General features: G+C 32.6%; 18 protein-coding genes, 11 tRNA genes and 1 rRNA gene. 26 read left to right on the top strand and 4 right to left on the bottom strand.

The annotated features are described in order from the left end of the window. Positions 1 to 303 precede the first annotated feature (303 nt). The 4 genes from BN2665_RS10620 (at position 304) to BN2665_RS10635 (ending at position 5,479) form a co-directional block, all read left to right on the top strand. Positions 304 to 609: a YerC/YecD family TrpR-related protein gene (locus BN2665_RS10620; RefSeq protein WP_055667077.1), complete on the top strand. Its 306-nt coding sequence runs from the start codon at positions 304 to 306 to the stop codon at positions 607 to 609. A gap of 175 nt (positions 610 to 784) precedes the next feature. Then, positions 785 to 3,034: a DNA helicase PcrA gene (gene pcrA / locus BN2665_RS10625; RefSeq protein ID WP_055667078.1), complete on the top strand. Its 2,250-nt coding sequence runs from the start codon at positions 785 to 787 to the stop codon at positions 3,032 to 3,034. A 16-nt stretch (positions 3,035 to 3,050) separates the two neighbouring features. Beyond that, entirely contained in the window at positions 3,051 to 5,042 is a 1,992-nt protein-coding gene (gene ligA, locus BN2665_RS10630; RefSeq protein ID WP_055667079.1) for an NAD-dependent DNA ligase LigA, read from the top strand. Between the two features lie 167 nt (positions 5,043 to 5,209). Next, on the top strand, positions 5,210 to 5,479 hold the full coding sequence (locus BN2665_RS10635) for a hypothetical protein (RefSeq protein WP_055667080.1): 270 nt from the start codon (positions 5,210 to 5,212) through the stop codon (positions 5,477 to 5,479). A gap of 30 nt (positions 5,480 to 5,509) precedes the next feature. Here BN2665_RS10635 and BN2665_RS10640 read toward each other — a convergent pair whose 3' ends face one another. After that, a complete protein-coding gene (locus BN2665_RS10640) occupies positions 5,510 to 5,704 on the bottom strand; it encodes a hypothetical protein (RefSeq protein ID WP_055667081.1) in 195 nt (64 codons plus the stop codon). 220 nt (positions 5,705 to 5,924) lie between these two features. Between BN2665_RS10640 and BN2665_RS10645 the strand changes: the two genes are divergently transcribed. Together BN2665_RS10645 and BN2665_RS10650 are read left to right on the top strand one after the other, a co-directional pair. Next, positions 5,925 to 6,392, top strand: a complete 468-nt coding sequence (locus BN2665_RS10645; protein WP_154674915.1) for a hypothetical protein — start codon at positions 5,925 to 5,927, stop codon at positions 6,390 to 6,392. A 92-nt stretch (positions 6,393 to 6,484) separates the two neighbouring features. Then, positions 6,485 to 8,101 (top strand): peptide ABC transporter substrate-binding protein, encoded by a 1,617-nt coding sequence (locus BN2665_RS10650; protein ID WP_055667083.1) that lies wholly within the window; start codon positions 6,485 to 6,487, stop codon positions 8,099 to 8,101. 155 nt (positions 8,102 to 8,256) lie between these two features. Here the strand turns inward: BN2665_RS10650 and BN2665_RS10655 are convergent, their stop codons facing one another. Then, the gene (locus BN2665_RS10655) at positions 8,257 to 9,606 is read right to left on the bottom strand and encodes a hypothetical protein (protein WP_055667133.1); all 1,350 of its coding nucleotides are present in this window, start codon (positions 9,604 to 9,606) and stop codon (positions 8,257 to 8,259) included. A 106-nt stretch (positions 9,607 to 9,712) separates the two neighbouring features. Here BN2665_RS10655 and BN2665_RS10660 point away from each other — a divergent pair, with 106 nt between their 5' ends. The 15 genes from BN2665_RS10660 (at position 9,713) to BN2665_RS10730 (ending at position 13,884) form a co-directional block, all read left to right on the top strand. Further along, entirely contained in the window at positions 9,713 to 10,690 is a 978-nt protein-coding gene (locus tag BN2665_RS10660; protein ID WP_055667084.1) for an AIR synthase family protein, read from the top strand. 16 nt (positions 10,691 to 10,706) lie between these two features. Next, positions 10,707 to 11,456 (top strand): ribonuclease PH, encoded by a 750-nt coding sequence (gene rph / locus BN2665_RS10665; protein WP_055667085.1) that lies wholly within the window; start codon positions 10,707 to 10,709, stop codon positions 11,454 to 11,456. Between the two features lie 5 nt (positions 11,457 to 11,461). Beyond that, entirely contained in the window at positions 11,462 to 12,073 is a 612-nt protein-coding gene (locus BN2665_RS10670; protein ID WP_055667086.1) for an XTP/dITP diphosphatase, read from the top strand. A 20-nt stretch (positions 12,074 to 12,093) separates the two neighbouring features. After that, complete coding sequence (locus BN2665_RS10675) at positions 12,094 to 12,570, top strand: metallophosphoesterase (protein WP_055667087.1); 477 nt, start codon at positions 12,094 to 12,096, stop codon at positions 12,568 to 12,570. Positions 12,571 to 12,875: 305 nt separating this feature from the next. Then, positions 12,876 to 12,951 (top strand) — tRNA-Pro (locus BN2665_RS10680). Between the two features lie 4 nt (positions 12,952 to 12,955). Further along, positions 12,956 to 13,029, top strand: a tRNA-Gly gene (locus BN2665_RS10685). A gap of 59 nt (positions 13,030 to 13,088) precedes the next feature. Further along, positions 13,089 to 13,165: transfer RNA gene (locus BN2665_RS10690), tRNA-Arg, on the top strand. Positions 13,166 to 13,168: 3 nt separating this feature from the next. Further along, positions 13,169 to 13,244: transfer RNA gene (locus BN2665_RS10695), tRNA-Lys, on the top strand. Between the two features lie 4 nt (positions 13,245 to 13,248). Then, positions 13,249 to 13,323 (top strand) — tRNA-His (locus tag BN2665_RS10700). A 10-nt stretch (positions 13,324 to 13,333) separates the two neighbouring features. Then, a tRNA-Gln gene (locus BN2665_RS10705) sits at positions 13,334 to 13,408 on the top strand. A gap of 5 nt (positions 13,409 to 13,413) precedes the next feature. Next, a tRNA-Lys gene (locus BN2665_RS10710) sits at positions 13,414 to 13,489 on the top strand. Between the two features lie 10 nt (positions 13,490 to 13,499). Further along, positions 13,500 to 13,583 (top strand) — tRNA-Leu (locus BN2665_RS10715). Between the two features lie 14 nt (positions 13,584 to 13,597). Continuing rightward, positions 13,598 to 13,672: transfer RNA gene (locus BN2665_RS10720), tRNA-Gly, on the top strand. Between the two features lie 3 nt (positions 13,673 to 13,675). Then, positions 13,676 to 13,749, top strand: a tRNA-Gly gene (locus tag BN2665_RS10725). Between the two features lie 58 nt (positions 13,750 to 13,807). Further along, a tRNA-Arg gene (locus tag BN2665_RS10730) sits at positions 13,808 to 13,884 on the top strand. 66 nt (positions 13,885 to 13,950) lie between these two features. On the opposite strand, the gene BN2665_RS10735 is transcribed toward BN2665_RS10730, so the two are convergent. Then, complete coding sequence (locus BN2665_RS10735; RefSeq protein ID WP_055667088.1) at positions 13,951 to 14,331, bottom strand: hypothetical protein; 381 nt, start codon at positions 14,329 to 14,331, stop codon at positions 13,951 to 13,953. Between the two features lie 35 nt (positions 14,332 to 14,366). Here BN2665_RS10735 and BN2665_RS27880 point away from each other — a divergent pair, with 35 nt between their 5' ends. Beyond that, positions 14,367 to 14,504, top strand: a complete 138-nt coding sequence (locus BN2665_RS27880; RefSeq protein ID WP_423229852.1) for an IS3 family transposase — start codon at positions 14,367 to 14,369, stop codon at positions 14,502 to 14,504. A 66-nt stretch (positions 14,505 to 14,570) separates the two neighbouring features. On the opposite strand, the gene BN2665_RS10740 is transcribed toward BN2665_RS27880, so the two are convergent. Continuing rightward, on the bottom strand, positions 14,571 to 15,614 hold the full coding sequence (locus tag BN2665_RS10740; protein WP_055667089.1) for an FAD:protein FMN transferase: 1,044 nt from the start codon (positions 15,612 to 15,614) through the stop codon (positions 14,571 to 14,573). A gap of 638 nt (positions 15,615 to 16,252) precedes the next feature. On the opposite strand from BN2665_RS10740, the gene BN2665_RS27735 reads away from it, so the two are divergent. The 4 genes from BN2665_RS27735 to BN2665_RS10755 all read left to right on the top strand — a co-directional run bounded on the left by BN2665_RS27735 (position 16,253) and on the right by BN2665_RS10755 (position 20,123). Then, on the top strand, positions 16,253 to 16,381 hold the full coding sequence (locus BN2665_RS27735; protein WP_278335881.1) for a clostri-philic family protein: 129 nt from the start codon (positions 16,253 to 16,255) through the stop codon (positions 16,379 to 16,381). 431 nt (positions 16,382 to 16,812) lie between these two features. Next, positions 16,813 to 17,583, top strand: a complete 771-nt coding sequence (locus BN2665_RS10745; RefSeq protein WP_055667090.1) for a flagellar motor protein — start codon at positions 16,813 to 16,815, stop codon at positions 17,581 to 17,583. Between the two features lie 13 nt (positions 17,584 to 17,596). Continuing rightward, entirely contained in the window at positions 17,597 to 18,331 is a 735-nt protein-coding gene (locus BN2665_RS10750) for a flagellar motor protein MotB (RefSeq protein ID WP_055667091.1), read from the top strand. A gap of 289 nt (positions 18,332 to 18,620) precedes the next feature. Further along, a 16S ribosomal RNA gene (locus BN2665_RS10755) occupies positions 18,621 to 20,123 on the top strand. Positions 20,124 to 20,164 lie beyond the last annotated feature (41 nt).

Below are 20,164 nucleotides of genomic sequence, written 5' to 3' on the forward strand. Positions count from 1 at the left end.
TAGAATATGAATAAAAAGCAGTCATATTAAATGATTATTTACAATTAAATTTTCAAAAAGTGTTGCATTGAGGAACAAATTTTAATATAATATATGTGCAAGGATAAATAAAAAGAACAAATAGCCCCCTTTTTATTTATTGTAAACACAACCTATCCCCAAGGGTTGTGTTTTTATTTTATCTAAAAACCTCTTTAAGACATCCCTAAAAAATAAAAATCTTAGAGTATATATAAATATATGTAGAATAATTTTCATATAAATGTTAAAATTTATATGAATGTATTTATTGGGAGTGATTTTATGTCAAATTTTAAATCAAAGCTTCAGAGTGAGGACATGGATTTTTTATTTGAGGCAATATTAAGCTTAAAAGATAAGGAAGAATGTTATAGATTTTTTGAGGATATTTGTACAATAAATGAAATAAAAGCTTTGGAACAAAGGATGCAGGTAGCCAAGATGCTAAAACAGAAGAGAACTTATTTGGATATAGCGAGCACTACAGGAGCAAGCACTGCAACTATAAGTAGAGTGAATAGAGCTTTAAATTACGGAAGTGATGGCTATAATTTAGTATTTGAAAGAATCTCTTGGAAAGATAAATAATAGGGCCTATAATTTAATTATAGTGCCTTTTGTCTTTATATGTAATATTAATACGAATAAATGTTTGGTATATTTTGTGATTATATTCGTATTTTATGGTATAATAAAATGATGTAAACTGTAATAAGCTTTATATTTTAATATAAGGTTTTTTTATTTTGAGGAGTGAGGATAATTGGATTTAAAAAATCTATTAAACAGAGAACAGTATGAAGCAGCTACCACTATTGACGGTCAAGTGCTCATTTTAGCTGGAGCTGGTTCGGGAAAAACCAGGGTACTAACTTATAGAATCGCTCATATGATACAAGATATAAGCATATATCCTTCTCAAATATTAGCTATAACCTTTACCAATAAAGCAGCTGAAGAAATGAGAGAAAGGGTAAGGGCGTTAATTGGTGATGAAGCCTATAATATGTGGATATCTACCTTCCATTCCAGTTGTGTTAGAATACTAAGGCGAGAAATAGATAAGATAGGATATAAAAAAGATTTTACGATATATGATACCTATGACCAGAAGTCACTTTTAAAGCAATGTATGCAAGAATTAAATATTAATGATAAAGAGATTACTGAAGGTGAAATATTAAGTAAAATAGGTAAAGCCAAGGATAATTTAATTACGCCTTCTCAATATAAGCTTCAGCATGAAAGTAATTTTAGAGAAAATAAAATTGCAGAGGTGTACACTTTATACCAAAAGAAGCTTAAAAATAATAATGCACTAGATTTTGACGATTTAATTTTTAAAACTATTGAACTCTTTAAAACCAATAATGAAGTTCTAGAGTTTTATCAAAGAAAATTTAAGTACATAATGGTGGATGAATATCAGGATACCAATAAAGCTCAATATGAATTAATAAAATTATTAGCTGCCGGCTATAAGAATATATGCGTGGTTGGGGATGATGATCAATGCATATATCAGTGGAGAGGTGCAGATATAAGAAATATTTTGGATTTTGAAAAAGATTATCCTAAGGCTAAGGTGGTAAAGCTTGAACAAAATTACAGATCTAAGGCTAATATTTTAAATGCAGCCAATAATGTGATTCAAAACAATAGCGAGAGAAAAGATAAAGTACTTAGAACCATCAGTGAAAGTGGGGAAAAGATTAGAATCTACAGAGCTTATTCTGATGTGGATGAGGGTGACTTTGTTGCTTCAGAAATAAAGAAGATAATAATGGAGCAAAATAAGAATTACAAAGAATTTGCAATTTTGTATAGAACTAATGCTCAATCCCGTGTATTTGAAGATAGCTTTATGAAAAGAGATATTCCCTATAGAATAATAGGAGGACTAAAGTTCTATGACAGAAAAGAAATAAAAGATATAATGGCTTATTTAAAATTTATCAATAACCCAGATGATGAAATAAGTCTTAGAAGGATAGTAAATGTTCCCAAGAGAAATATAGGGGATACTACTGTAGGAAAGCTTCAGGAATTTGCTAGCTCTATAGAAGATACCTTGTATAATGTTATGGTGGATGTAGAGAGCATACCAGGATTAACAGCTAGAAATATAAACTCTATTGTTAAATTCATAGAGCTTATTGATGATTTTATTATTATGAAGGAACAGCTGCCTATTTCCATGCTCATAGAGTACATCCTAGATAAGACCGGCTATTTAAAGGAGTTAAGTAACTCTAAGAATCCAGAGGATGAAAGCAGAGTAGAAAATTTAAAGGAGCTTGTGTCTGCAGCAGTAGAATTTGAAAAAGCTTCTGAGGAAAAGACTCTTTCAGCATTTTTAGAAAAAACTACTTTAGTTTCTGATATTGATAATTTTAATGAGGATGCAGATACTGTAGTTCTAATGACAGTACATAGTGCCAAAGGCTTAGAATTTCCCGTAGTATTTATGGTAGGTATGGAAAACGGCGTTTTTCCTGGTAATGCTTCTTTTAATGATCCTAAGGAGATGGAAGAATCCAGAAGATTATGCTATGTAGGCATAACTAGAGCCAAAGAAATCTTATATATGACCTCAGCAGAGGTGAGAAGGGTATTTGGAAGAACTATGAGCTTTGCTACCTCTGACTTTTTAAATGAAGTTCCAAGGGAATTAAAAGAACATGTAGGTATGAAAAAAGCAAGTAATACAGCTTCACAGGCCTCATCAATAAATTATGGTTATTCTAATAATCCTCATAGCCTCAGAACCGCCTATAGCGAGGCAGCCATGGAAGCCTCGATGAATAAAATAGATAAGATACTAGGTGGAGAAAGTAAAAAATTAACGGAGCAAGAAGTTGTTATGGGGAGAAAAGTAAAGCATCCAAAGTTTGGGATAGGAACCATAGTTAAAACTGTTAAAGAAAATGATGATATAAAACTTACCATAGCTTTTGATAGTATGGGAATAAAACAATTATTATTAAGTCTTGCGCCTTTAGAATTATTATAATAAATGAGGTGTACCTATGGATAAAAGAGAAAGAATGCATGAATTAGCAGAAGAGCTAAATAAGTATGCTTATGAATATTATGTATTAAATAATCCATCTGTAAGTGATAAGGAATATGATAGAAAGTATGATGAATTGTTAGATTTGGAGAAAGAAGCAGGGCATGTATTACCTTATTCCCCCACACAAAGAGTTGGAGATGTTATACTACCTGAATTTAATAAATATACCCATAAGGCGCCTTTGTGGAGTTTGGATAAAGGACAAAATTTAAAGGAATTAATAGAATGGGACAAAAGAAATAAAAAACTTATAGAGGAATACAATAATAATGCAGATAAAAAGTTACCCAATCCATGCTATGTAATTACAAAAAAGTTTGATGGGCTAACATTAAATTGTACTTACGATGAAAATGGAGTACTTATTAAAGCAGCTACTAGAGGCACAGGTATCATTGGAGAAGACATTACTGCTCAGGCCAAGACAATTAAAACATTACCTTTAAAGATAGACCATCATAATGTGATAGAGATTCATGGTGAAGCTATTATGACAAAAAAAGCCTTTGAAGAATATAACAAAAACTCAGAGGTGCCCTTAAAGAATTTAAGAAATGGTGCAGCTGGGGCTTTAAGAAATCTCAATGTCAAAGAAACTGCAAAAAGGAATCTTTCAGCATTTTTCTATGATATAGGCTATAACGAAGGTGAAAATTTTCAAACTTATATGGAGATGCTCCAATTTATAAAGGAAAAAGGTTTTTATGTAGACCCATACATAAAGTTATGTAGTACCATAGAAGAAATTGAAAAGGAAATCCAATATGTAGAATCTATAAGGTTTGATTTAGACTATGATATTGACGGCATAGTAATAGCAATAAATGACATAAGGACTCGAGAGATCCTTGGCTATACCGTAAAATTTCCTAAATGGGCTATTGCTTATAAATTTGAAGCACAGGAGGCTACCACTAAGCTTTTAGATGTAGAATGGAATGTAGGAAGAAGTGGAAGAGTAACCCCTACAGCTATATTAGAGCCAGTAGAATTAGCAGGAGTCACTGTAAAAAGAGCTACTTTAAATAATATGGACGATATAAAAAGAAAAAATGTAAGGCTAGGGGCAGAGGTATTTGTAAGAAGGTCTAACGATGTTATACCTGAAATAATGGGAGTAGCAGAAGAGAGTCTTAAGGTAAGTGAGGAAATATTTCCTCCAGAAAAATGTCCTTATTGTGGTAGTGAACTAATCCAAGAAGGTGTTCATTATTTTTGTGAAAACACCTTGTCTTGTAAGCCTCAGATGGTTAAGAGTATAGTTCATTTTGCTAGCAGAGAGGCTATGAATATAGAAGGCTTCAGTGAAAAAACTGCAGAGCAGCTTTTTGAAAAATTAGAGATTAAATCTATTTCTGATTTATATAGAATAAGAAAAGAACAGCTGTTAACTCTAGAGAAATTTGGAGATAAAAAAGCTCAAAATTTATTGAATTCTTTGGAGAAAAGTAAAAACTGTGAGCTAGCTTCTTTTATCTATGCGTTAGGAATACCTAATGTTGGTATAAAAACTGCTAAGGATCTAGTTAAAAGATTTAAAAATTTAGATAGAATTAAGGCTGCAACTTTCGAGGAATTAATTAGTGTGCAGGATATAGGCGATATCGTAGCTAAAAGTATAATTGAGTTTTTTCACCAAGAAAAAATAATCAGTAGTATAAATGAACTATTATGTTTAGGCGTAAATCCCTCTTATAAAGAGATAGAGATAAAGGAGAATCCCTTTGAAGGCAAGACCGTGGTGGTTACTGGAAGTTTAAAGGGATATAGCAGAAATGAAATAAAAGAGAAATTGGAAAGCTTAGGAGCAAAAGTATCTGGTAGCGTGAGCAAGAAAACGGACTATGTTGTAGTAGGTGAAGAGGCTGGGTCAAAATATGATAAGGCAAAAGAGTTAAATATCCCTATATTAAATGAAGAAGAATTTGAAGCTATTTTACAGTAAGGCATCGTAAAAAAATAACTGGTCAAAGATGGGTCGTATATTTTGCGTAAGACAAGGACACAGGTTCCATTAATAGTGGACGCAGTATTACGCAAAATAGACGAGTAGACTGACTAGTTATTTTTTGGAGATGCCTAAGGTAGATATTCTAGCCAAGGAGGATAAAAATGAAAAAAATAGTGAATATATTTGAATGGATATTTGTAGTGTTTACAATAGTATCAGTGATTTTTACTTTATTGACTACATATCAATTTATATATATAAAATATTTTTCTGGCTATTATCCTATTCAAATAGGCATTTTTCTGACTATGATTTCTTGGGCGCTAAAATTTTGGCTGTATGATAAGGATGATAAAAAGATTACCTATTCATTAATTTGCTTATTTCTAGCAGCCATAGCATTATTCTTTAGGCTATTTGTAGTGTTTTAAAAATGTAATAAAAAGAAAACCCAGATTATATTATGGGTTTTCTTTTTTTTCAGAATTATCCTTTTTAGCTGCAATCATATAAATATATTGAGTTAATTTCTCTAATATATAATTTTTATACCTTAATTGATTAAAAATTCTATTTAGCAGGATAAAAAAAGCTACACTCATACCCACTAAGGACACCATAAAAACTATACCAACAATTTGAACAAACAGTAACATATGAAATTAACCTCCATTGAATAACATTGTCATATTAATTATAGTTATACTATTTCATAATTTAAGTACCGATTTTTTAAGCAGTATACATTAATTATAACAAAAAATGAAAACATTACACAATATGAATAAATAATATAAAAAAAATTATGTCTACAATAATAAAAGTTGATGTACATATAATATATTATTATCAATATTATATGGAGCGCATATGTTTTTGTTAGATAAGTTATACATGATGTTAAAAAAAGAACAAATAGATAAAGCCGTTTTAAAATTTAAAAAGATTGATATTAACATAGTATATGAATTGCTTACTAAAAATTGTTGGAAATATGGTATACAGTATGAGGTTATAATAAAAACTAAAGATTTAATTGAAGTAAGATTATATAGTGAAAGGGAAGAGGTACTATTTAAATTTCATAAAACTCCCATAGTATTTATAGGAGAATACAATAATTTTATTGATACGCTACGTGCTTGTAAAGTAAGAAAGGGAATCTACATTACTACAGGCGTATTTGAGGAAATAATTTTAAAAAGCCATTCTAAGAAATTTGAGGGAAGAAAGGTAATATTAGAAGATAATTTTCACTTTCTCAAAAAGCAAATTTGGTTAAAGTATAAGGGAAAACCCTTAAAGTTTAAAGAACTTCAATTTTACAAATATTTACCAAATTGATGAGGAATAAGTATGATTAGCATTGTATAATCTTGGATATAATTTAAGGTATATATTGAAAAATTATATTGGTAAGATAGAGGTAAATCTATATGAAAAAAATAATTATATTTATGCTAATCATATTTGTTATTAGTTTTTCAGGCTGTATTGAAAAAAAACATGGGGTTTTAAAAGAAAAAAGCTCAGACTTGACTTATGGTATAAGCAGTATGCCTAGAGACTTATTAATGCTAAATTATGAAAATAAAAGAGATGAAGATTTATTATGCGCATTTTTTGAAGGATTAGTGCAGTTAAATAGTAATAACACAATAGTTCCAGCTTTAGCTGAAAGCTATGAAGTCAGTAAGGATGGATTAACTTATATTTTTAAATTGAGAAAAAATATGTTCTGGAGCAATGGAGGGGAAATTAAAGCTCAGGATTTTGTGAATTTTTTTAAGGACATATTATCTCCAGGGGTAGAAAATATTTTTTATAAGGAGTTATCCTCCATTTATGGTGCGGAGGATTATTATAAAGGTAAACAAAGCTTTGATAAAGTGGCTATAAGGGCCTTGGAAGATAATACGCTTCAAATAAGATTAAACTATGCAAACCCAAACTTATTAAATACTCTTAGCAAGCCTAGATATAGATTAAGAAAAAATCTTTTGGATTTAAAAAATTGGAAGCAAAATTATAAAAACATACTCTTTACAGGACCTTATAAGATTAATAATATTTTCGTACAAGATACAGAAACATTACAACTTATAAAAAATGATAGATATTATGATAAAGAAAAAATCTTAGCTCATAATATAAATATAAATGCATATAGCAGCAAAGAAGTTGCTATGGCTAAGTACGATATAAATGAGTTAGATTTTATTTTGGATATTCCTATAAGTGAAGTACAACGATTAATAAGTAAAGAAAAGTTTTCTTCACTAAATAATGATAGAACTTTTTGCATTACCTTTAATTTTAGAAAAGATAATATATTTTCTAATGAAAAAGTGAGACAGTTTATTGCTAAGGATTTAGATAAGCTTACCTCAGAAGAGTTACTGGATAAAGCTAATATAGAGATGGCAAAGAATACTTTTTTTCCTAATAACAAAGTTTCACAAAAGGAGAAAGCAGCAATGAGTAATAGTGTTGAAAAGGATTCTGTTACTTTATCAGAATTAAAAGATAAAAAAAGAACAATAAGATTAATATGTGCTAATGATGATAAAAGCAAATTTATAGCTCAAAAAATTGCAAAGGATTTGAAGCTTAGCTCTCAATTGGAGGTATATGTAAAAAGTTTTAATAACATAGAAATGAAGGAAATAATGGATAAGGGTGAATATGATTTAGTATTAAAGGATTTTATAAACACAGACAAAGAAAATTTCTTTAGAAATTGGTCATCAAACAATAATGAAAATATCTATAAATATAATAATATAGAATATGATAATATTCTTTCTAAATATATATATGAAAAAGATTCTCTCAAAAAAGAAGAGTATTATTTATCCTTAAATAATATATTAAAAAAAGATGCCGTTGTAGTACCTTTATTTTATGATAGTATTTTAGTTGCAAAAAATGAAAATATAAAAGGAGTATACTTAGATGGCAATAAAAATATAATGCTGAAGGATATTTATAAGATATTTGAATCCAAAGAAAATAATAATGAAATCTATGATGAAAATATTCCTATAGGCTAAAATTAATTCCACAATGAAATACAATGTCATTGTGGAATTATAGATAAACACTACGAAAACTTAACTTCTGCATGTTCTGTAATGGTATCTTTAAGCCATTATGGTGCATGCAGAAGTTTGTAGTTGAAGTTGTTTCCCAATAAAATAGCTTTTATTTAATTTAAGCACAAATGGAGTATCATATAGATTATATTTAGATTTTTTTCTGAGTAAAATGAGTTTTTAGCTTGATCAAAGACTTGCTTTTTCAAATTGTACTTTATGCTCTTATAAATTACAGGAGATATATTAGTGCTTTCAGGAGTTGCAATACTAGGAAGCCTAAATTGTAGTTCATCCAATAAATCTTCAGATTTAAGGGTGTAATTATCATACCTTTCAGGATCATCTAAATTAGGAGCATCAGGCCAACTAGACACTATTCCTGAGTGAATAACTTGACGTTTATAAATATCCCCAAGACTATTAAGCTCTTCATTACCTTCATTATAATATAGGGTGGATAACAAGTAGAAGAAGATTTCTGAAGAAGAGAAATCTATCTCTTTTTTATCGGAGTTTTTTAAGAAAATACCTTGCTCTGGATTATATAGTGATAATAAATATTCATTTATTTTATCACCGCTCTTTGAAAACATCATCATATCTGTATTTTTATTAAACAAGTAAATATTAATTAATATAAGTGATTGATATTCAATTTTTAAATTCTCTTCTCCTTCTATCCGATCTACCATATAATCCATTAAATCTAATAATAAAGTTTTTGCTTCTTCCATATTTGAATATCTATAGAATAAATTTAGTGCAAAGCAAAGCTTTATATTTTCTTCTAAGGATAGTTCATATAATTCTTCTCTATAGGTTAGGAACATGTTTAATATATCCTGAGAGAAAACTCTGTAAGCTTCAGAATCTTTATTATCTGATAGAGTAGAAAATTTATAGTAGGCTGCCATCATTAAAGCTTGATCGGAAAATTTGAATTTATTTTTTTTAACTTCAAATTTTATGTCTCTAGTGGTATCTTCTGAAACATTTATTTTATCTACAAATACCCCTTCTTCACTTCTCATGTAGGAAGAATAAAAATCCAACTGAAGCTTAGCTAAATTTCCGTAAACATAAGTAAGAGCATAAAGAGATCTGTCTATGCTTTGAAATTTTTTGTAGTAATCTATTAAGTCTAAAATGGATAAAGTCATAAAAGCATTACTAGAAACAGTTATCTCTTTCTTAAAGCTACCTTCATCCCAAGACATCCTGTTTTTTTCTCCTTCAACTTTAGGGTTAGCCTTTTTATAAATACATAAAAGTGGAGAATTTTCTTTAAATATGTTAATATCAATGTTAGGTATGTTTTTTATTTTTAACTCTTTAGTAGAAGTGCATATACCGCATTTTGAATGAAGTACTATTAGTCTTAGAGATTCTTTTGCAAAATGAAATAATTGATTTTTTATAATTTTTGAATTCAATGAGTTGATTCGTAAAAAAGGACCCATATATCTCAAACCATTCACCTCTTAAAATTAATCCTTATATAAATAATATGAGATATAATATTAAATAGTGCTAGTTTTATAAATTTTTTTAAAGTGGGGTAATAAAATGAATATAGGAAAATTAAATTGGGATGATTTAGAGCAGATTATTAATAGATATAAAAGTGTAAAGAGAGATGAGGTCATTATAAGGAATGGTATAGGAGAGGATTGTTCGGTAATAGATTTTGGAGAAGAGGAATGCGTACTATCCACAGATCCTATTACAGGAACTACAAAAAATATGGGGAAATTGGCAGTACATATTAATTGCAATGATATTGCCTCTTGTGGAGTAGAACCCTTAGGAATAATGGTTACAATTTTGGCACCACCCAATGTTGAGCTAGATGATATAAGTTCCATTATGAAAGAAATAGATGAGGAAACCCAAAAACTTAATATTGAAATATTAGGTGGTCATACTGAGATTACTGATGCTGTAAACAGAATGGTGGTTTCCTGCACTGTTATAGGAAAAGGTAAAAGAGGAAAAGCTGTAGCTACTTCTGGAGCTAAAGATGGAGATGATATAATAGTAACCAAGGATTTGGCCTTAGAGGGTACTGGTATTATTATAAACGAATATAAAGAAAAACTCCAAAATATATTAGGGGAAGAGGAACTTTTAGAGGGTAGAACATATATTGAACATATAAGCGTAGTAAAAGAAGGAATAATATGTGGTAATTTCGGAGTAAACTCTATGCATGATATTACAGAAGGTGGTGTTCTAGGTGCCTTATGGGAAATGGCAGAGGCTTCAGAACTCGGATTTAAGGTTTATGAATCAATAATGCCTATAACTAATTTGACTAAAAAGATTTGTAATACTTTAAATATTGATGCCTTAAGACTAATTTCTTCAGGTAGTATGCTGATAACCACAAATAGGGGGAAAGAGCTAGTTGAATTATTAAAAAATAATGGAATTAAAGCTACTATTATAGGAAAAATAACAGATAGTAAGGGGATTTTAGTAAGTAACCATGAAGAAGTAGAAGTTATGCCACCAAAGAGAGATGAGTTATTTAATATTAAATAAATTGGAGGTTTGAAATATGAGAATTGATGGAAGAAAGAATGATCAAATAAGACCAGTTAAAATAACAAGAAACTATACGAAATATGCAGAGGGCTCAGTATTAATTGAAGTAGGAGATACAAAAGTGATTTGTAATGCTTCCATAGAAGATAAGGTTCCTCCCTTTCTAAAGGGCACAGGAGAGGGATGGATAACTTGCGAATACAATATGCTTCCAAGATCTACCCATGTTAGAAAGCCCAGAGATATATCCAAATTAAAATTAGATGGTAGAACTATGGAGATACAAAGACTTATAGGAAGAGCATTAAGATCAATAGTTAACTTAAAAGCTATAGGGGAAAAAACCATATGGATTGATTGTGATGTCATTCAAGCAGATGGAGGTACAAGAACTACATCTATAACAGGAGCTTTTATAGCCTTAGTAGATGCAGTAAATAAACTTCATAAGCAAAGTCCTTTTGAGGTATATCCCGTGAGAAACTTTGTAAGTGCAATAAGTGTTGGTATATTAAATGGCAATAAAATAATTGATTTATGCTATGAAGAAGATTCCAAGGCAAAAGTGGATATGAATGTTATCATGACAGAAGAAGGGGAATTTGTAGAAGTTCAAGGTACTGGTGAGGAGAGTCCTTTTAGCAGAAATGATCTCAATGATTTGTTAGCTTTAGCCGAAAAAGGTATTAAGCAGTTAATCAACATTCAAAAGGAAACTTTAAAAATGGATTGTTTATGGATAGGTACAGGAGAGGAGAAATAGTATTAATGAAAAAACTTATAGTAGCAAGCAATAATGAACACAAGATAACAGAGATAAAACAAATATTAGAGGATATGGATATAGAAATATTATCCCTAAAGGAAATGAATATAGATATAGACGTAGTAGAAGATGGTAAAACTTTCATTGAAAATGCAAGAAAAAAAGCTATAGAAATATATGAATATTTAGTTCATAGAGGAGACAAAAATTTTATAGTAATGTCTGATGATTCAGGTCTAATGGTTGATGCATTAAATGGAAGACCAGGAGTTTACTCAGCTAGATATGCAGGAGAACATGGCAATTCAAAAAAGAATAATGAGAAAATTTTAAAAGAACTTCAAGGGGTAGATTTTGAACATAGAGGGGCTAAATTTGTATGTGCTATTGCATTAATTGATGAAAATGGAAAAATAACTGAAGTGGAAGGCAATGCAGCAGGGATTATTGCAGAGGGATATGATGGAGTAGAGGGATTTGGATATGATCCATTATTTTATGTGCCAGAATTTAAAGAGACCTTTGCTGAAATGACAGCAGAACAAAAGAACTCCATAAGCCATAGAGGAAGAGCTTTAGAAAAGATAAGAGAAGAAATCCTTAAGTATATATAAGGTTTAGAAGGAGCGATATTGTGCTAATAGCTGTAATAAGTGATACTCATAGGGATTATTATAATATTAATAAAATAGTTCCTATAATTCAAAATTCAGATATAGTAATACATCTAGGAGACAATATAGATGATGTAGATATATTAAAAAAAGACTATAAGGGAAAGATTTATAACGTTAGGGGAAATTGTGATTATAATTCTTTTACCCCTTCTGAGCTATTAATTGAAGCAGAAAATATAAAGATATTTGCTACCCACGGTGATAAGTATGGGGTTAAGTATGATCATTTAAAACTACTATATAAAGCTAAGGAATGTGGTGCTGATATAGCCTTATTTGGACATACTCATATACCTATGGCTGAAAAGGTTGATGATACTTGGCTAATAAATCCTGGAAGCCCATCACTACCTAGGGTTAAATATAAAAGCATAGCCTTTATAGAAATAAAGGATGGTGTAATAAGTCCATATATATATTATTTAGATAAGTAGTATTAAATACTTTAAGAATAACTTTGCTGTATAAAGTCATAACTTTTGCGCAGCAAAGTTTTATTTCTCAATAAATCAATCACTAACTTATACATGTAGAGTAATGGCTTAAAGATAGTATTTTTCAATAGACATAAGTTAAGTTTTTGTAATATGTTCCTTTATTTCATAAGGAATATGGATATTAAAGGTAAAAATTGAGGTAAAAAATATAAAAAAAAGTATAAAAAAAGTATTGACGTATTTAAATATATCGTGTAGAATAATCTATGTCGCTGGGAAACAAAAGAAACAAACAGCAGATTCGGGGTGTAGCGCAGATGGGAGCGCGCGTGGTTTGGGACCATGAGGTCGCAGGTTCAATCCCTGTCACCCCGACCACTAAGCGGGTGTAACTCAATGGTAGAGTGCCAGCCTTCCAAGCTGGTTACGTGGGTTCGATTCCCATCACCCGCTCCAAAAAAGTCTTGCATTACTAACTAGAGTGTGATATAATAATGCACGTTGCTAAATGATATGTGTCTTTAGCTCAGCTGGATAGAGCAACGGCCTTCTAAGCCGTAGGCCAGGGGTTCGAATCCCTTAAGACACACCATGAGTGCCATTAGCTCAGTTGGTAGAGCACCTGACTCTTAATCAGGGTGCCCAGGGTTCGAGTCCCTGATGGCGCACCATGTGGTGGACGTAGTTCAATGGCAGAGCACCGGATTGTGGTTCCGGCTGTTGTGGGTTCGAGTCCCATCGTCCACCCCATAAAAAATATTGGGATGTCGCCAAGCGGTAAGGCAATGGACTTTGACTCCATCATGCGTAGGTTCAAATCCTGCCATCCCAGCCATAGATGGTTCACTAGCTCAGTCGGTAGAGCACATGACTTTTAATCATGGTGTCCGGGGTTCGATTCCCCGGTGAGCCACCAATTTTATAATGCAGGTGTGGCGGAATTGGCAGACGCACTAGACTTAGGATCTAGCGCCAACGGCGTGGGGGTTCGACTCCCTTCACCTGCACCAATAAAACTAAAGATGCGGAAGTGACTCAATGGTAGAGTGTCACCTTGCCAAGGTGAAAGTTGCGGGTTCGAATCCCGTCTTCCGCTCCACATGCGGGTGTAACTCAATGGTAGAGTGCCAGCCTTCCAAGCTGGTTACGTGGGTTCGATTCCCATCACCCGCTCCATGATTGGACAGCTTATAAAAATAAGTTGTCTTTTTCTTCATATAAAGCTAATAAATATGCGCTTATAGCTCAGCTGGATAGAGTAGTGGACTTCGAATCCAATGGTCGCAGGTTCGAATCCTGTTAGGCGCACCAAACATAAAGCCTTGCAAATGATAAGTTTGCAAGGCTTTGTTGTTTTATATAGAATTACCTATTCTCCTACCAAGGTCTCCCCCACCAAGGTCTATTAATGCAACATGGTCTATTCACCCACCAATAGTAAGGGCGACGTCTACGTCTGCGTCTGCGTCTGCGGGATGAACGACTTAAATCGTCATTATCATAATCATAATCATCAAAGTCCGCGTCATCAAAATCTCTGGGGTAAGGCATATACATTCCTTGATAGCCATACATCATTTGAGGATGGTACATCATTGAAGGGTGCTGATGCATTGGATAATAAGGCATCATTGGGGAATACATGTAAGGTGCAAAGTCAAAATCATCTTCCTGACGAGGCGCATGATCGTCATCATTTTTGTAGCGCTCATCAACAAAAGCTTCGTTAGTGTTTTCATTGTCGTTTCTATAATACATTACATACCTCCAAGCAATTTAACTACAATATTAAAATATGCAGTAGCTTAAAGAAAGGTGAAGTAAGTTTGAAAATATATGAATACATAGATTTTTATAACATTAGAAGATTACATAAAAGCGTAAAAGGTCCGACCACGATGGAATATCGAAATCAGACCTTGGTAGCATAAAATTTTAGCTTTCGTCTATTTACTTGACAGGAGGCAGTTCAAATCCTTGAGTTACCTCCTTTAGGTTTAATTCAGAATTTTAAAATTTGAATCTGTTATTTCTAAATTTCCTTTCAGTCCTTTAGTTATATATACCTCTTTATTTTTTGTTACAAAAATAGCATCTACATCCTTTATGCCTTCAATGAAAGCTAGTCCTTTATCAATTCCAAAACAAAAGGCTTTTGCTAAAGCATCTCCGTTAATAGATGTTTTAGTTATGATGGTTACACTAGCTAAAGAATTATCTACAGGATATCCAGTTGATGTATCAAATATGTGATGATAATATTGTCCGTTAACTTCTAAGAAACGTTCATAAATTCCTGAGGTTACTACAGCTTTATCTGAAACTTTTACAATACCAAAGTAGTCTCCTCTAGGCATTGTAGGATCTTGTATTCCTATTTTCCAATCTGTTCCTTGAATCTTAGTGCCTACAGTTAAAATATTTCCACCTAAGTCTATAACAGCATGCTTAACCCCATTCTTTTTTAATACTTTTGCTACCTCATCAGCAGCAAAACCTTTAGCAATTCCACCTAAATCAATGGACATACCTTTGTTTTTTAATTTAATACTTTTCTCATTTTCGTCTAAAATAATATCCCTATAATTAATTAACGGAAGCTTTGCTTTTATCTCTTCTTCAGACGGAACACGTGCATTTTCAGTATTAATCCCCCATAGATTGATTAAAGGACCAATAGTTATATCAAATTTACCTTGAGTAAGTTCACTATATTTTTTAGCTTCTTTCACTACATAGAAAGTATTATCTGATACTTTTATATTGTTTAATCCGGAATTTTTATTAATGGCTGAAATTTCGCTACTATCTTCGTGAGCATTCATTTTATTATGAATATCTTTTAGTACATCGAAAGCTTGGTCTAATACTTTTTCAGAAGCTTTATCATAAATAGTGATTGTACATGGAGTATCCAACAAAACTTGAGTTCTAGAAATAGGTTCATAATTCTTACTGTTCTTGCTACAGCCAGTAGAAAAAGCTACAAGACTTAAACATACTAAAGGTATAAACATTTTAAGAAATTTGTTTAGATTCATTATAATAGTTCCTCCATCCTATGCGTAGACATTATAAAGAAATAATATATAAAAATATTTAAAATGTAAATATAAAGATGTTGGTTTTAATTAGTTTTATATTAAAGCATAGAAAATATCATGACTTTAAGTATTAAATTACAGAAGTTTACAATACAATAATAGCTTAAAGATGCCATTGTGGAACATGTATAAGTTAAGTTTCACCTTTTTTCCCCATAGTGCTTGAGTTATAAGTAGAATAAAGAATATTATCGGAATGTAAAAGTTTTAAAATAAAGTAAAAGTGGTATAGAAATTGCTGTATATTATATCGAAAACATATTTATAAAGTAATCCCCTTACAGAATAATAGTGTTTTCAAATATTTTAATATTAAATATGTATTAAAGTTTTACAACATGTATTATTTTAAGAAAAAAGGAGGGCAGTAGTTTTTTTAAAAGATTTCATTTTTTATAATTTTCTTAACTAAATTTGCAGTTTAGATAAGGATTTGATTTTGCGTAGAGAGTTAGATTAGATTTTCTAGGATGCTCTTTACGCATTTTTTTAATATAAATTAATATAGTTTATTTTAGATGTTAGAATATTTTTAGGAGTTAAGTAAAATAATACTTTTGAAAGGAGAGAAATATATGGACAAAACAAATAATGGCAATAATAAAGGAGAAAAGAGAATAGCGGTAAATAAATTATCAAATAAAAAAGGGTATAAAAAGACAACTCCTAAATTTGAAAACTTTAAGGGAGAGCCTATAGAGTAAAAAAGAGAGGAAACTATATGAGTAAAGTAGATAATAAACAAAAGGTTAATATGGGAACAAAGCGAACAGACTCCAGTGAGAGTCAGAAGAAGGATAAAAGATATAATGGTAAAAAGACTGATGAGAGATAGTTATAAAGCATATTTATGCTGCGTATATTGCAAAAGATTTAGTACATTTTGACCTCATAAGCATCTTAGAGTGAGCAAAATTAAAGGGGTGTTTATAAGGGTATGTTGTAAGAACTTTGATGTATATAGAGAAATAATAAGCTTGTCTAAGATACTTAATTTTAAATTCTTTAATTAGGCTATAATAACTAATAAAAGACAAAATTTAATATAAAATAAGGTTATGCGATATTAATCTACAATTATTATAATATTTGTAGATTAATATCGTTTTTATTTTTATTGAAGAGAGGTAGAAAAATGGATTTAGGAATTATTATCAGTTTAATTATAGGATTTGCTTCTATGATTGTATCATTCATGTTAGAAGGTGGACACTTAGCAGGACTTTTGGTAGGGACTGCTGCATTAATTGTATTTGGCGGAACTATAGGAGCTGTAGGAGTATCATTTCCTAGTAAATTATTAAAAAAAGTTCCAGCTATATTTGGAGTAGCATTTAAAGATAAAAAATCTAACTATGTAGAGCTAGTAGCTTACTTTAAAAATATATCCACTACAACTAGAAAAAACGGACTGTTGAGTTTAGAATCAGAGCTTTCTAATTCTAGTATGGATCCTTTTACAAAGAAAGGCCTCCAAATGGTAGTGGATGGTATGGAGCCTCATACTATCAGAAATATTTTAGAATTAAAACTTGAGGGATTAGATGAAAGACATAGGGAAGGTGCTGCTATATTTGAAGCAGCAGGCGGCTTTGCACCAACCATGGGTATAATAGGAACAGTAATGGGCTTAGTGCACGTATTAAGCAATTTAGATGATCCAAGCAGTTTAGGACCTAAAATAGCCGTAGCTTTTATAGCTACACTATATGGGGTAGGCTCTGCTAATTTAGTATGGTTACCTATAGCAAGCAAGTTGAAGGCAATTAATAAAATTGAACTTAATGAAAAAATGATGATTATTGAAGCAGTGATATTAATTCAAGAGGGTGCCAATCCAAATACAGTAGTAAGTAAATTAGAAAGTTTCTTATCAGAAGATGAAATATCAAAATTGGATGTATAAGAGGGAGTAAAATATGAAAAAGCGCGAAGAGAAGGAAGCAAATCATGAAAGATGGCTATTAACTTATTCGGATTTAATCACATTATTAATGATATTCTTTGTAATAATGTATGCGAGCAGCAATGTAAGTGCAAGTAAGTATAAGGCTGTATCTGATTCTTTTAAAATTGCATTAGGTGGAGGCGGAGGATCATTGGTAGGTCCGGTTGATAGTGTTAATGCTAATGGTTCAAATGAGAGAAACGATAATAAGGAAGTATCCGAGGAAAATAAACTTATGAATCTTAAAGAAAATGTGGATAACTATTTGCAGAGTGCTGGAATGAGTACAGGCATAAGTACTTCTATAGAGGAAAGAGGATTAGTTATTAGCTTAAAAGACAGTATAATTTTTGATAGTGGTAAAGCTGAAATTAAAAACGATTATAAAAAGAAACTTGTGGATTTAGGTAGTATATTAAATAAAATGGATAGCTATATAAGAGTTGAGGGACATACAGATAACGTACCTATTAATAATAATAAATTTAATTCAAATTGGCAATTATCGGTTATTAGAGCCACCAATGTTACAGAATTATTAATAGAAGAAGCTCATATAGCCCCAAAGAGACTATCATCCATTGGTTATGGAGAGTTTAGACCTGTGGCAGATAATAATACAGAGCAAGGGAGAGCACAAAATAGAAGAGTCGATATAGTACTAATTAATAGTAAATATAATGAGATAGAAAACAACAAAAAATAGCATAATAGGCTTAATGCATATATAAGAAATAACTAGTCAGTGTACTGAAGTCTCTGACTAGTTATTTTTTACCATGCACAATTTGATTTATGTTATAAAAAAGTTAAAAAATATGTTGACAATGTTTTTTTAAGATGATATTATGTAATAGTCATCTGAAATGACATGGTCTTTGAAAATTAAACAGAGGAAAATAAACATGAAACCAGCAATTTCTTTATGAGAAATCATAAGACTAAAGTAAGAATGAGCAATCAAACTTAGAGAGATTCTAGATTTCTAAAATTTTTAAATTGAGAGTTTGATCCTGGCTCAGGACGAACGCTGGCGGCGTGCCTAACACATGCAAGTCGAGCGAGAGACTTCGGTCTCTAGCGGCGGACGGGTGAGTAACACGTGGGCAACCTACCTCATAGTGGGGGATAGCCCTCCGAAAGGAGGATTAATACCGCATAACATTGCTTTATCGCATGGTAGAGCAATCAAAGGAGTAATCCGCTATGAGATGGGCCCGCGGCGCATTAGCTAGTTGGTGAGGTAAAGGCTCACCAAGGCGACGATGCGTAGCCGACCTGAGAGGGTGATCGGCCACATTGGAACTGAGACACGGTCCAGACTCCTACGGGAGGCAGCAGTGGGGAATATTGCACAATGGGCGAAAGCCTGATGCAGCAACGCCGCGTGAGTGATGAAGGCCTTCGGGTTGTAAAGCTCTGTCTTCAGGGACGATAATGACGGTACCTGAGGAGGAAGCCACGGCTAACTACGTGCCAGCAGCCGCGGTAATACGTAGGTGGCAAGCGTTGTCCGGATTTACTGGGCGTAAAGGATGCGTAGGCGGATTTTTAAGTGGGATGTGAAATACCCGGGCTCAACTTGGGTGCTGCATTCCAAACTGGAAGTCTAGAGTGCGGGAGAGGAGAGTGGAATTCCTAGTGTAGCGGTGAAATGCGTAGAGATTAGGAAGAACACCAGTGGCGAAGGCGACTCTCTGGACCGTAACTGACGCTGAGGCATGAAAGCGTGGGGAGCAAACAGGATTAGATACCCTGGTAGTCCACGCCGTAAACGATGGGTACTAGGTGTGGGAGGTATCGACCCCTTCCGTGCCGCCGTTAACACAATAAGTACCCCGCCTGGGGAGTACGGTCGCAAGATTAAAACTCAAAGGAATTGACGGGGGCCCGCACAAGCAGCGGAGCATGTGGTTTAATTCGAAGCAACGCGAAGAACCTTACCTAGACTTGACATCTCCTGAATTACCCGTAATGGGGGAAGTCCTTCGGGACAGGAAGACAGGTGGTGCATGGTTGTCGTCAGCTCGTGTCGTGAGATGTTGGGTTAAGTCCCGCAACGAGCGCAACCCTTATTGTTAGTTGCTACCATTAAGTTGAGCACTCTAGCGAGACTGCCCGGGTTAACCGGGAGGAAGGTGGGGATGACGTCAAATCATCATGCCCCTTATGTCTAGGGCTACACACGTGCTACAATGGCCAGTACAGAGAGAAGCGAGACCGCAAGGTGGAGCAAAACTCAAAAACTGGTCCCAGTTCGGATTGTAGGCTGAAACTCGCCTACATGAAGCCGGAGTTGCTAGTAATCGCGAATCAGCATGTCGCGGTGAATACGTTCCCGGGCCTTGTACACACCGCCCGTCACACCATGAGAGTTGGCAATACCCAAAGTCCGTGAGCTAACCGTAAGGAGGCAGCGGCCTAAGGTAGGGTCAGCGATTGGGGTGAAGTCGTAACAAGGTAGCCGTAGGAGAACCTGCGGCTGGATCACCTCCTTTCTAAGGAGTCGAACATATAGGGATAACCTATATGATAAGAA

It is taken from the genome of Desnuesiella massiliensis (assembly GCF_001403615.1).
Classification (GTDB): Bacteria; Bacillota; Clostridia; order Clostridiales; family Clostridiaceae; genus Desnuesiella; species Desnuesiella massiliensis.